14 protein-coding genes are annotated in these 11,904 nt (G+C 70.1%); 9 read left to right on the plus strand and 5 right to left on the minus strand.

The genetic code is table 11. The features are described 5' to 3' along the window. A partial coding sequence (locus tag AX721_RS24535) for a L,D-transpeptidase family protein (protein WP_156467361.1) occupies window positions 1–598 on the plus strand: 598 nt, incomplete at its 5' end. Window positions 599–812: 214 nt separating this feature from the next. Here AX721_RS24535 and AX721_RS24540 read toward each other — a convergent pair. The 5 genes from AX721_RS24540 to AX721_RS24560 all read right to left on the minus strand — a co-directional run bounded on the left by AX721_RS24540 (window position 813) and on the right by AX721_RS24560 (window position 3,710). After that, window positions 813–1,421: an NAD(P)H-dependent oxidoreductase gene (locus tag AX721_RS24540; protein ID WP_068878593.1), complete on the minus strand. Its 609-nt coding sequence runs from the start codon at window positions 1,419–1,421 to the stop codon at window positions 813–815. Further along, the gene (locus AX721_RS24545; protein WP_068878594.1) at window positions 1,418–1,873 is read right to left on the minus strand and encodes a hypothetical protein; all 456 of its coding nucleotides are present in this window, start codon (window positions 1,871–1,873) and stop codon (window positions 1,418–1,420) included. Before AX721_RS24545 ends, AX721_RS24540 begins: the two co-directional genes overlap by 4 nt. A gap of 7 nt (window positions 1,874–1,880) precedes the next feature. Beyond that, window positions 1,881–2,648 (minus strand): SDR family NAD(P)-dependent oxidoreductase, encoded by a 768-nt coding sequence (locus tag AX721_RS24550; RefSeq protein ID WP_068878595.1) that lies wholly within the window; start codon window positions 2,646–2,648, stop codon window positions 1,881–1,883. 71 nt (window positions 2,649–2,719) lie between these two features. Next, complete coding sequence (locus AX721_RS24555) at window positions 2,720–3,367, minus strand: OmpW family protein (protein ID WP_068878596.1); 648 nt, start codon at window positions 3,365–3,367, stop codon at window positions 2,720–2,722. A gap of 58 nt (window positions 3,368–3,425) precedes the next feature. After that, entirely contained in the window at window positions 3,426–3,710 is a 285-nt protein-coding gene (locus AX721_RS24560) for a hypothetical protein (RefSeq protein ID WP_068878597.1), read from the minus strand. A gap of 299 nt (window positions 3,711–4,009) precedes the next feature. On the opposite strand from AX721_RS24560, the gene ccoN reads away from it, so the two are divergent. From ccoN to ccoS, 8 genes are read left to right on the plus strand one after another with little or no spacing between them, the layout of a single operon-like run. Then, entirely contained in the window at window positions 4,010–5,491 is a 1,482-nt protein-coding gene (ccoN, locus tag AX721_RS24565; RefSeq protein WP_231733360.1) for a cytochrome-c oxidase, cbb3-type subunit I, read from the plus strand. 10 nt (window positions 5,492–5,501) lie between these two features. After that, the gene (gene ccoO / locus AX721_RS24570; RefSeq protein WP_068878599.1) at window positions 5,502–6,239 is read left to right on the plus strand and encodes a cytochrome-c oxidase, cbb3-type subunit II; all 738 of its coding nucleotides are present in this window, start codon (window positions 5,502–5,504) and stop codon (window positions 6,237–6,239) included. Continuing rightward, window positions 6,236–6,409, plus strand: coding sequence for a cbb3-type cytochrome c oxidase subunit 3 (locus tag AX721_RS24575; protein WP_068878600.1), 174 nt, complete (start codon window positions 6,236–6,238; stop codon window positions 6,407–6,409). The genes ccoO and AX721_RS24575 overlap by 4 nt, the downstream gene beginning before the upstream one ends. Continuing rightward, window positions 6,402–7,343 carry a cytochrome-c oxidase, cbb3-type subunit III gene (gene ccoP, locus AX721_RS24580; protein WP_068878601.1) on the plus strand — a complete coding sequence of 314 codons (942 nt, stop codon included), beginning with the start codon at window positions 6,402–6,404 and terminating at the stop codon, window positions 7,341–7,343. The genes AX721_RS24575 and ccoP overlap by 8 nt, the downstream gene beginning before the upstream one ends. Before the next feature lie 8 nt (window positions 7,344–7,351). Continuing rightward, window positions 7,352–8,845 carry a cytochrome c oxidase accessory protein CcoG gene (gene ccoG / locus AX721_RS24585; protein WP_068878604.1) on the plus strand — a complete coding sequence of 498 codons (1,494 nt, stop codon included), beginning with the start codon at window positions 7,352–7,354 and terminating at the stop codon, window positions 8,843–8,845. Beyond that, a complete protein-coding gene (locus AX721_RS24590) occupies window positions 8,842–9,333 on the plus strand; it encodes a FixH family protein (RefSeq protein WP_068878602.1) in 492 nt (163 codons plus the stop codon). The genes ccoG and AX721_RS24590 overlap by 4 nt, the downstream gene beginning before the upstream one ends. Next, window positions 9,324–11,492, plus strand: coding sequence for a heavy metal translocating P-type ATPase (locus AX721_RS24595; RefSeq protein ID WP_156467362.1), 2,169 nt, complete (start codon window positions 9,324–9,326; stop codon window positions 11,490–11,492). Before AX721_RS24590 ends, AX721_RS24595 begins: the two co-directional genes overlap by 10 nt. Further along, on the plus strand, window positions 11,489–11,647 hold the full coding sequence (ccoS, locus tag AX721_RS24600) for a cbb3-type cytochrome oxidase assembly protein CcoS (RefSeq protein WP_068878603.1): 159 nt from the start codon (window positions 11,489–11,491) through the stop codon (window positions 11,645–11,647). The genes AX721_RS24595 and ccoS overlap by 4 nt, the downstream gene beginning before the upstream one ends. Window positions 11,648–11,904: the final 257 nt, after the last annotated feature.

Consider the following 11,904-nt stretch of genomic DNA (forward strand, 5'->3'; position numbering starts at 1 on the left):
CGGCAGCCCCAAGCACCCCACGCCGATGTTCTCGGCCCAGGTCGAAGGGGTGATCCTGAATCCGCCGTGGAACGTGCCCGCCTCGATCGCCCGCAACGAACTCCTGCCGACCGAGGCGCGGCGGCCGGGGTACTTGGCCAGCATGGGCATCCGGTGGGTGGACGGGCGGCTGCAGCAGCGCCCTGGGCCGAAGAATTCCCTCGGGGTGATCAAGTTCGACGTGCCGAACCGCTTCGGCGTCTATCTGCACGACACGCCCGCCAAGGGCCTGTTCGCCCAGCCGGTCCGCGCCTTCAGCCACGGTTGCATGCGGCTGCAGGAGCCCCGGGCCCTGGCGCTGACCCTGCTCGGGCCCCAGGGCATGTCCGCCGAGACGCTGGACGCGGGGATCGCCGCCGGTGTCACCCGCCGGATCGGTCTGGCGCGCCGCCTGCCCCTCTACGTGGTCCACTGGACCGTACGGGTCGAGCCCGACGGTCGGGTCGGCTTCCGACCGGACATCTACGGCTGGGACCGCAAGCTGGCGGCCGCCTTGCCCAAGGCGGTGACGTCGGCCAGCCAGGCCGCCGCCCGCCCGGCGCGCCGGGCTCCGGTGTGAAAGACCCGACGGTTTTGACCTCGCGCAAAGCGCGGTCAGATTATCGGTGATTAGTTGTCGGGACTGGTCCTGGACCGGAGGCCCGCCCTCGCCCCCAAGCAAGCAGGCCTCGAGCCCCGCGCCGGTGGATCCCGTCCGGAAGGCGCCCCCGCTTCCCGGATCGGCAGACTGGACGCCCCAGCCGTTCCGCGGCTGGGGCGCGCTTTTGTCGGGCTCAGGCCGTGCGCGGCGGGTGGGCGCGGAAGTGGGCGGCGGCCACGGTCCGGACCTTGGCGATCACCGCCTCGAACGCCTCCTTGGTAATGTCGGACACCATGCCGCCGAAGTGGGCGTGATCCACCACCTTCAGGCCGCAGGTCCCGCCCAGGTGGGCGTCGAACAAGCGGGTGAGGTCGCTCAGCGCATGGGTCTCGCGCATCCAGTGGTCGGGCGCGCCGGAGGTGGAGAAGCTGATCAGCCGCCGGCCGGTCAGGCGGGGTTCGGTGCCCCCGAACCCGGGGCCGAACCCGAAGCCCATGCCGAAGACGCGGTCGACATAGCCCTTCAGGATGGCCGGCGGGGCGTTGAACCAGATCGGATAGACGAAGGCGAAGACGTCGACGTCGGCCAACCGCTCGCGCTCGCGCACCACATCGTCCCGGAACTTCGGCGGCTTCGGCCCGGGGATCTCGGAGGCCTTCAGGCACGGGTCGAAGCGCATGGCGTAGAGGTCGCGCACCAGCACCTCGTGCCCCAATCGCTCCACCGTCTCGGCATAGGTCCGGGCGATCTCGGCGTTGAGGCTCTTGCGGGCCGGGTGGGCGAGGATCACGGCGTGCTTCATGGCGTACTCCGGGGACCGGGGGCGACCGTGTTCGGCGTCGGCTGCGTCCGCCCCGCCTGAAGCCGGCGGGCCGCCCAGGGGGTCAGGGCCATCGCCAGCAGGCCGAGGGGCATCAGCCCGCCGTGCAGGAGGTCATAGTCGGCCAGGATGCGGTCCCAGCTCAAGCCGAGGACGCGGCCCAGGCCGATCTCGAAGGCGAGCGTCAGGGCCACCCACAGGCCGCCGATCGCCAGGGCGCCGCCCGCCGTCCGGATGCGCATCCAGCGCAGGCTCGCCCAGGTGATGGCGAAGATGATCGCGGCCCCGGTGACGACCGACAGCTGGCGGATCGCGAACTCCAGGTCCGGGTCGGCGATCAGGCGGCGGAGCGCGCCCTGGCCGCTCTCGGCCAGCACGATCAGGGCCCAGACCGCCAGGGCGCGCAGGAGGGCGGGAAGGCTGAAGGCGGGCACGACGAGCTCAGCGCGCCGTGTAGCCGCCGTCGATCACCAGCTCTGCGCCGGTGACGAACTTGGCTTCGTCGGAGGCCAGGTAGACGCAGCCCCAGGCGATGTCGTCCGGCTCGCCGATGTGGCCGAGCGGATGAAGCGAATCGAGCCCGGACCGGCCGGCCGGGTCGTCGCCGGCGTCCTTCAGGTAGCCTTCCACCATGGGCGTCCAGATGAAGCCCGGGTGGATCGAGTTCACGCGGATCCGGTCGGGGGCGTAGATCAGGGCGTCGGTCTTGCTCATCAGCCGGACCGCCCCCTTGGACGCATGGTAGGGCGGCACGTCGGGCCCGCCGACCAGGCCGTAGATGGAGCTGAGGTTGATGATGCTGCCGCCGCCCGCGCGCCGCAGGTGCGGGATGGCGTGCTTGGTGCAGAAGAACACACCCTTGACGTTGATCGCCTGGACGAAGTCCCACTCGGCCTCGGTGATCTCGTGAGTGGGCTTGCTGGCGCCGGCGACACCGGCGTTGTTCACCAGGATGTCGATGCGGCCGAACCGCTGGGCCACCTGGTCCATGACGCGCTGGACGTCGGCTTCCCTGGAGACGTCGAGCGGCCAACTGCAGGCCTGGAACCCGCGGGCGGCGAGGTCGTCGGCGAAGTCGCCGGCCTCCTTGGCGAGCACGTCGGTGATGGCGACCGCCGCGCCTTCCTCCGCCATGCGCAGCGCGGTGGCGCGCCCGAGGCCGAGCGCGCCACCCGTGATCACGGCGACCTTGCCTTTGAGCCGGTTCATCGTCGGTCCTCCCTTTTGAGAACCACGATAGGTCAGGGCTCAGAAGGCCGCCTTGCGCAGGATCAACGGCCTCAGAACCGATAGCCCACGCCCGCCGACAGGACCCACGGGTTCAGGGTGACCTTGGTCTTGATCCCGTTGGTGCGGTCCACGGCGTCGGTCTCGAAGAACACCTTCTTGGCGTCCAGGTTGATCGTCCACTGGTCGCGCATGGCGATGTCGACGCCCGCCTGCAGGGCCGCGCCGAAGCCGTCGTCGATGTGGAGGTTGAAGCCGTTCTTGTCCGAGCCGCTGTAGAACAGCATGTAGTTCACGCCCGCACCCACGTAGGGGCTGACGCGGGACTGCGGCGCGAAGTGGTATTGCAGGGTCACGATCGGCGGCAGGACCCAGGTTTCCTTGACCTTCACATCGACACCCGGGCCCTTGGCGCGGACGGTGTGGTTCGTGGTGCCGGCGATGGCTTCCACGGCGATGTTGTCGGTCAGGAAATAGGTCAGCCCGACCGTCGGCATCACGTCGTAGCTGGCCTTGGCCCGCAGGCCGGTGGCGGCGCCCGCCAGGGTGACGATCGGGTCGCTGCCCGTCGGCGCGACGTCGGTGACGCGGACGTTCAGGACGATGTCGCCCTTGGCCTTCGGTTTGAAGTCCTGCGCCTGGGCGACGCCGGCGACCGCGAGTGCGGCGACGAGCGCCGCGGCTCCGAACTTGGTAGTCATCTTCTATCCCCTTCTTGAGCGGCGTAGCGCCGCTTGGCGAGGGGTTTGCCAGGGCCGATCAAGCGCGGCCTTGATCTGAAGCAAACCTGAGCTTCGAAAGCATCCGGGGCCGCAACGCCACGGCGAACGCGGTGAGCCCCGCCAGGCCGAGGCTCACCGCACCGAAGCACCAGCCGCAATGGGGGTGGGGGCTGGCGCCACAGATGACGCCCAGGGTGCGCATGTGCTCTTGGGCCAGATCGGCCGCGAGCGCGGCGCTTGCCAACAGCACCAGGCCGATCAGCGCGACGCCGAGGCGCATCACCTGATCTTCGCTGGGCAGGGGCAGGGCCGCTCGTCGCATCCTGAAGGTCTCCGTCTACCGCGCCAGGGTGTCGCAGGCGCGGTGGGGCGTCATTGAGCGAGATCAAGGTGCGGGATTCCGCGGTGCGGCAAAGCAGGCCGTCTCTTTAAGCACCCGTGGGATCCATGACTCAGGCTGCAGCCCGAAGCGACGACGCGCCCTTCGACGCGATCGCGCTCTACACCTTCACTGGCCTCGCCGCGTTCGCCGCGTTGCTGGGCACAGCATTCACCAAGGATCCGTCCTTCAGGTTCCACGGCTACGTGATGCTCGTGGGCTTCCTCGTCGCCTTCCTGACGATGACGGTGGGCCTGGGCTCCGGCCGGTTCCGCAGCGACCAGACCCGGTACGCCGACGGCGTCATCCGGGCCGGCGTGATCGCGACCATGTTCTGGGCGATCGCGGGCCTGGCCGCGGGCGTGCTGATCGCCGCCCAGCTCACCTGGCCGACGGTCTTCTACTTCCCGGACGCGCCCTTTCTGAACTTCGGCCGGCTCAGGCCGCTGCACACCTCGGCGGTCATCTTCGCCTTCGGCGGCAACGCCCTGATCGCGACCTCCTTCTATGTCGTGCAGCGCACCTGCCGCGCCCGCCTTGCCGGCGGCGCCTGGCCCTGGTTCGTGTTCTGGGGCTACCAGCTCTTCATCGTCCTGGCCGCGACCGGCTACCTGGCCGGCATCACCCAGAGCCGCGAGTACGCCGAGCCCGAGTGGTACGTCGACCTGTGGCTGACGATCGTCTGGGTCGCCTACCTGCTGGTCTTCCTGGGCACGATCTGGAAGCGCAAGGAGCCGCACATCTATGTGGCCAACTGGTTCTACCTGGCCTTCATCGTCACGATCGCCATCCTGCACCTGATCAACAACGCGGCGGTCCCCGTCGGCCTGCTGGAAGCCAAGAGCTACTCGGCGGCCGCGGGCGTCCAGGATGCGCTGATCCAGTGGTGGTACGGCCACAACGCCGTGGGCTTCTTCCTCACGGCCGGCTTCCTGGCCATGATGTACTACTTCGTGCCCAAGCGGGTGGAGCGGCCGGTCTATTCGTACCGCCTGTCGATCGTCCACTTCTGGTCGCTGATCTTCATCTACATCTGGGCGGGCCCTCACCACCTCCACTACACGGCCCTGCCGCAGTGGGCCCAGACCCTGGGCATGACCTTCTCGATCATGCTGTGGATGCCGTCCTGGGGTGGGATGATCAACGGCCTGATGACCCTCTCGGGGGCCTGGGACAAGCTGCGCACCGACCCGGTCGTCCGGATGATGGTGGTGGCCATCGCCTTCTACGGCATGTCGACCTTCGAAGGCCCGCTGATGTCGATCCGGGCGGTCAACGCCCTCAGCCACTACACCGACTGGACCATCGGCCACGTGCACTCCGGCGCGCTCGGCTGGGTCGGCTTCATCAGCTTCGGGGCGATCTACTGCCTGGTGCCCTGGCTGTGGAAGAAGGACCGCCTGTACTCGAACCAGCTGGTCGAGTGGCACTTCTGGATCGCGACCACCGGCATCCTTCTCTACATCGCCGCGATGTGGGTCTCCGGGATCATGGAGGGCCTGATGTGGCGGGAATATACGCCGCAGGGCTACCTCGCGAACGCCTTCGTCGAGACCGTCGCGGCCAAGCATATCGAGAACATCATCCGGACGGTCGGGGGCCTCATGTTCCTGGCGGGCGCGGTGATCATGTCCTTCAACCTGTGGCGCACGGTCCGTATGCCGAGGTCCGTGAAAGCGGACCCGCAGGCCGCCGGCGTCCCCGCCCTGATGGCGGCTGAGTAGGGCCCCGCACATGTGGAAGCGTCACGAGAAGTTCGAGCGTCACTCGCTCATCCTGGTCCTCGGCATCATCATCGTGGTGTCGATCGGCGGCCTCGTCGAGATCAGCCCGCTCTTCTACCTGGAGAGCACGATCGAGAAGGTGCAGGGGGTCCGCCCCTACACCCCGCTCGAGCAGGCCGGCCGGGACATCTACGTCCGCGAGGGCTGCTACGTCTGCCACTCGCAGATGATCCGACCGCTGCGCGACGAGGTCGAGCGCTATGGCCACTACAGCCTGGCGGCGGAGAGCATGTACGACCACCCGTTCCAGTGGGGGTCGAAGCGGACCGGGCCTGACCTGGCCCGGGTCGGGGGCAAGTACTCCGACAGCTGGCACCACGACCACCTGACCGATCCGCGCTCGGTGGTGCCCGAGTCCAACATGCCGCCCTACAAGTTCCTGGCGCAGACGGACCTCGACTACCGCGCCATCGAGAAGCGCCTGGCCACCCTGACCACCGTCGGCGTGCCCTACACCAAGGCGCAGATCGCCAACGCCGCCGCGGACCTGGAGCAGCAGGTCGACCCGTTCGCGGGCGAGACCTCGGCCCTCAAGAAGCGCTACGGGGCCAAGGTCCAGCAGCGCGACTTCGACGGCAATCCGCAGAAGCTGTCGGAGATGGACGCCCTGATCGCCTACCTCCAGGTGCTGGGGACCATGGTCGATTTCCGCACCTACAAGGCGGAAGACCCGAGGAACATGCGATGAGCGGCCTCACCTACGAGACCGTGGCCACCTTCGCCCAGCAGGGCGGGACGGTGTTCTTCGGCCTGATCTTCGCCGCCGGCGTCGGATACGCACTCTGGCCGCGCCACAAGCAGGCGTTCCAGCGCCTCGCCCAACTCCCGCTTGAAGATGACGAGGCGCCCCATGTCTGAGCGCGAAAGAGACGAACACTCCGGCACCGAAACCACCGGCCACGAGTGGGACGGGATCAAGGAGCTCGATACGCCGCTGCCGCGCTGGTGGCTGTGGGTGTTCTACGGCTCGATCGCCGTGGCCGCCGTCTACTGGGTGCTGATGCCGGCCTGGCCCGGCCTCACCGGCTACACCCGCGGCATCCTGGAACATTCCGACCGGGCCGAGGTGGTGAGCGAGCTGAAAGGCCTGGCCGCCCAGCGCCAGGCGGGCGAGAGCCGGCTGCGCTCGGCCAGCCTCCAGGAGATCGAGGCCGATCCCGAGCTGCAGGCCTATGCCATGCAGGTCGGCACGTCGGTGTTCGGCGACAACTGCGCCACCTGCCACGGCGCCGGCGGCGCGGGCGGCAGGGGCTATCCGAACCTGCGGGACGACGTCTGGCTCTGGGGCGGCAAGCTGGACCAGATCCGCCACACCATCCAGGTGGGCGTGCGGTCGGGTCACGCCACGGCCCTGGGCGAGAAGGTCATGCCGGCGTTCGGCCGTGACCAGCTCCTGACCGAAGCCCAGATCGGCGACCTCACCGAATATGTGATGGCGCTGTCGGGCCGGAAGGCCAACGCCGCGGCGGTGGGCCGGGCGCGCCAGACTTTTGCCGACCAATGCTCGGCCTGCCACGGCCCGGCCGGGACCGGCGACATGGCTCAGGGCATCCCGAACCTGACCGACGCCGAATGGCTCTACGGCTCCGACCGGGCCGCGATCCACGAACAGATCTTCAACGGCCGCAACGGCGTCATGCCCACCTGGGAAGCCCGCTTCTCGCCGGAGACGATCAAGGCGCTGGCCGTGTACGTGCACGCCAACGCCGGCGGGGTCGCCGAGCCGGTCGTGGCCCCGGCGCCCATGCCGGTGGCCGGGGAGGCCGTCGCCGCAGGAGCCGCCGGCCGGTGACCACCGTCATCAACACCGTCGCGAACCGCGAACCGCCGGACGGCCCGGGCTCCGGCCCGCAGTCCGCGGCCGAGCGGGCGCGCGCCAAGGCCAAGGACACGGGCGGCCTCTACAAGCCGCGCGTGCCGATCTACCCCAAGCTGGTCCACGGCAAGTGGCGGCGGATCAAGTGGGCGCTGCTCATCGCGACCCTGGCGATCTACTACATCACGCCGTGGATCCGGTGGGAGCGCCCCGGCGCCCTGCCGGACCAGGCTGTGCTGGTCGATTTCTTCGGCCGCCGCTTCTACTTCTTCGGCATCCAGCTCTGGCCGCAGGAGGTCTATTTCATCACCGGCCTTTTGGTGATGGCGGCCCTGGCGCTGTTCCTGGTGACGGCGCTGTTCGGCCGGCTCTGGTGCGGCTACGCCTGCCCCCAGACCGTCTGGACGGACCTCTACATCTACGTTGAGCGGATGTTCGAGGGCGACCGCAACGCGCGCATGCGCCTCGCGGCCGCGCCCTGGTCGTTCGACAAGCTCTGGCGCAAGGGTGGCAAGCACGCGGTCTGGCTGGGCGTGGCCTTCGCCACCGGCGGCGCCTGGATCTTCTACTTCCGCGACGCGCCGACCCTGCTGACCGAATTCTGGACCGGCCAGGCGCCGATGACCTCGTACATCTCGTGCGCGCTGCTGACGGCCACCACCTATGTGTTCGCCGGCCACATGCGCGAGCAGGTCTGCATCTACATGTGCCCCTGGCCCCGCATCCAGGGCGCGATGCTGGACGACCACTCCCTGCAGGTCACCTACCGGCGCGACCGGGGCGAACTGCGCGGGCCGCACAAGAAGGGCCAGGGCTGGGAGGGCCGGGGCGACTGCATCGACTGCCACGCCTGCGTGGTCGCCTGTCCCATGGGCATCGACATCCGCAACGGGCCGCAGCTGGAATGCATCAACTGCGGCCTCTGCATCGACGCCTGCGACGAGATCATGGACCGGGTAGGCCGTCCCCGCGACCTGATCGCCTACGACACCGATTTCGCGGTGTCCGAACGGGCCGCCGGCCGCAAGCCGTCCTACCAGTTCGTCCGCGCCCGCACGCTCTACTACGCCCTGGCCCTGGTGCTGGTCTCCAGCCTGGTCGGCTGGGGTCTGCTGAACCGCGAGCCTCTCGATCTGCACGCCCTGCGCGACCGAAACCCGATGTTCGTGCGGCTGCACGATGGGTCGGTGCGCAACGGCTATACGCTGAAGATCGCCAACCGGACCTTCACGGCCCAGACCGTCGAGATCGCCATCGTCGGCGTGCCCGGCGCCCGCCTCAGCGCGCCCGGCGATCCGCCCGGCGCCGTGGTGCGCACCACCGTTCCGGCCAACGAGGTGCGGGGCCTGCGGGTGTTCGTGACCGCCCCCGCCGGAGCGACCGAAGCCAGCCTGCCCGCCGTCTTCACCATCCGCGGCGACAAGGCGAGCGCCGAGGCCAAGACCACCTTCCTCACCGGAGCGGAGAGCGCCCCATGAGCCTTGTCCCCAACACCCCCCGGCGCCCCTTCGAGGTGCGCGGCTGGCACGTGCTGGCGGGCGTCAGCGCCTTCTTCGCGGTGATCATCGCGGTGGATGCGAGCTTCATGGTGATCGCGATCCGCACCTTCCCCGGACAGGTTTCGGTGACGCCCTACGAGGACGGCCTGCTCTACAATCGCCGCATCGCCCAGTTGGAGGCGCAGGAGCGGCTCGGCTGGCGCGCCTCGGCAGGGGCCGAACCGGGGCAGGTGGCCCTCGAATTCCGCGACCGCGACGGCCGCGCCCTGCAGGGTCTGGCCATCAGCGGCCGGCTGCGCCGCCCCGCCACGGATGCGGGCCGGGTCGAGTTGCGGTTCGTCGAAGATGGCCCCGGCCGTTACGTGGCCCCGGCGGGCCGGCTGGACGGCGCCTGGGATCTCACCGCGGAGGCGCGAGGACCGCAGGGCGGCGCCTTCGTCGCCGAGCGGAGGCTCACATGGCCCTGACCTACGAGGCCGCGCGCACGGACCTGGGGGCGTTCCTCTCACGGCGCGAGGACGGGCGCAGCAGCCTGGACCTGCTGGTCCCCGACGCCCGCTGCGCCGGCTGCATGGCCAAGATCGAGCGCGAGATGCAGGCGCTGCCGGGCGTCGCCGCCGCACGGCTGAACCTCACGCAGAAGCGGCTCACCGTCGAATTCCGCGCCGGCGCCGGGGATGCGGGCGGCGTGGTCGACACCCTGGCGCGCCTGGGCTACCCGGCGACGCCGTACGATCCCGGACAAGCCCGGGAGGCGCACGACCGCGAAGGCCGCCAGCTGATCCTGGCCATGGCCGTCGCCGGCTTCGGCGTCATGAACACCATGATGTTCTCGGTGCCGATCTGGGCCGGCCTCTTCGGGCAGGAGCTGGGGCCGGCGACGCGCGTCCTGATGATGTGGTTTTCGGGCATCGTGGGGGCGCCGTGCGCGCTCTACGCGGGCATGCCCTTCTTCCGCTCGGCCTGGCGCTCGCTGAAGGCGCGGCGGGCGAACATGGACGTGCCGATCTCGATCGGCGTCATCCTCACCTTGGCGATCAGCTTCTCCGAGACGGTGCTGGGCGGGCGGGACGCCTATTTCGACGCGGCGGTGTCGCTGCTGTTCCTGTTGCTGATCGGGCGCTGGCTGGAACACCGGCTGCGCGCCCGAGCCTCGAGCGCGGCGGCGGACCTCCTGGCCCTGCAGGCGCCGACGGCCACGCTGATCGGCGCCGGCGACGTGCTCACCGCCACGCCGGTGGACAAGGTCCAGCCCGGGGATCTCCTGCTGGTCCGGCCCGGCGACCGCCTGCCGGTGGACGGCGAGATCGTCTCGGGCGCGTCCGAACTCGACAACAGCCTCCTCACCGGCGAGACCGCGCCCGTGGCGGTCGCCGCGGGCCAGGCCTGCCGGGCCGGAGCCCTGAACCTGTCCGGCGCCCTGCGGCTGCGCGCCTCCGCCCGCTCCGAGGATTCCGCCCTGGCCGCCATCGCCCGGCTGGTGGAGATGGGCGCGCAGTCCAAGTCGAAATACGTGCGGCTGGCCGACAAGGCGGCCGCCATCTACGTGCCCGTCGTCCACACCGTGGCCCTGCTGACGTTCGCGGGTGGCTGGGCGCTGGGCCTCGGCCCGCGCGAGGCGCTGATCCGGGCCGTCGCCGTGCTGATCGTGACCTGCCCCTGCGCCCTGGGCCTCGCTGTTCCGGCGGTCCAGATCACGGCTTCGGCGCGCCTCTTCCGCCGGGGCGTGCTGGTGAAGTCCGGGGCGGCGCTGGAGCGCCTGGCCGACGTGGACCACGTGATCTTCGACAAGACCGGCGTGCTCACCCTGGGTCGTCCGCGCCTGAGGGACACCGCCGCCGCCGCCATCGCCATGGCCGCGCCGCTGGCCCGCGCCTCGCGCCATCCCCTGGCCCACGCCCTGGCCGAGGCGGCGGGCGACGGCCCCCTGGCTGAGGACGTGACGGAGCATCCCGGCGAGGGCGTCGAAGGGGTCGTCGACGGCCGCCGCTGCCGGCTGGGCAAGGCGGCCTTCCTGGGCGTGCAGAGCCACGCCGCCGAGACCGAGCTGTGGTTCGGCTTCGACAACGACATCCGCATCCGCTTCGCCTTCGTCGATCCGATGCGGGCCGACGTGGCGCAGACAGTCGCCGCGCTGCGCGCCCGCGGCCTGTCGGCCGAGATCCTGTCGGGCGACCTGCCGGGACCGGTGGAGCGGGCCGCCGCCGCCGCCGGCGTCGCCCGGTGGCGGGCCGGATGCACGCCGGCCGACAAGGCGGCCATCGTCGACGAACTGACCCGCCAGGGGCGCAAGGTGCTGATGGTGGGCGACGGCCTCAACGACGCCGGCGCCCTCGCCAAGGCGCACGCCGCCATGGCGCCCGGCACGGCGCTGGAGGCGAGCCAGAACGCCGCCGACCTGGTCTTCTCGGGCGAGAGCCTCATGACCGTCGTGGACGCCGTCGATGTGGCCCGCAGCGCCCGGGCCCGCGCCATGGAGAACTTCGGCCTGGCGGCCCTCTACAACCTGATCGCCGCGCCGGCGGCCATGGTGGGCCTGGTGAACCCGTTCGTTGCGGCCATCGCCATGTCCGGCTCGTCGCTGGTGGTCACCCTCAACGCGCTGCGCACCGGAGCCCGCCGATGAACATCGTCCTGTTCCTGGCCCCCTTCTCGCTGGGCCTGGGCCTGATGGCGGTCGCCGCCTTCTGGTGGAGCCTCAAGGCGGGGCAGTACGAAGATCCTGTGGGCGACGCCGCCCGCATCCTGGTCGAGGACCCCGAGGACCGGCCCTCGGCCTGAAGCGGGTCTTGATCCCGATCAAGGCGGCCCGGGAGGGCCTGCGGAATCCTGCGCCTCGCTGAGAGGAGATTCCGATGACCCCATTCCTGACGCTCGTGCTCGCCGGCTACGCCCTGTTCATGGTCGTGCTGGGCGTGGTCTGGGCCCGCAACGCCCTGGCCGACCTGCGCGAGACGCGTCGCTAGGATGGACTACGCCCACGCCTTCCGTAGTGCTCTGGACCGTGTGCGGTCTGAGGGTCGCTATCGTGTGTTTGC

The organism is Phenylobacterium sp. CCH9-H3, from assembly GCF_001557235.1.
GTDB lineage: Bacteria > Pseudomonadota > Alphaproteobacteria > Caulobacterales > Caulobacteraceae > Phenylobacterium.